Annotated in this window: 1 pseudogene; it reads left to right on the top strand. The window is 39.6% G+C overall.

Features of this window, described 5'->3' with window-relative positions:
• Nucleotides 1-268, top strand: a pseudogene (locus H5993_RS09240) (IS110 family transposase); the annotation flags it as partial.
• Between the last annotated feature and the right edge of the window lie 68 nt (nt 269-336).

Raw genomic sequence — 336 nt, 5'->3', positions numbered from 1 at the left:
AGATCACATTAATAAACGCGGAAATCCAATTGCCCGGAAGCTGGTCTACTTTGCGGTTGGTAATATGATCCGCCAACAGCATCATGCGCCTTGCCATATCGTTGATTATTACTACCGGTTAAAAGAAAAACGACCTTATCCAAAACTGAATAAGGTCGCAATGGTAGCTTGTATGGATAAGACCCTAAAATGCCTCTTAGCCATTGTCAAGCACCATGATCGATACCGTTATCGGTATCAGGGCTTAAGGCCCTTAGTTGAGGATTAACCCTCTTCTTTAATATATCACTTTTTCCTGATTTTTAAATTCTTATTTAGATCAGGTTTGTTTAGTGT

The sequence above is a fragment of the Limosilactobacillus alvi genome (assembly GCF_016900115.1).
In the GTDB taxonomy this organism is placed as follows: domain Bacteria; phylum Bacillota; class Bacilli; order Lactobacillales; family Lactobacillaceae; genus Limosilactobacillus; species Limosilactobacillus alvi.
The sequence above is the reverse complement of the archived record's forward strand: the minus strand, read 5'-3'. Positions and strand labels throughout refer to the sequence as shown.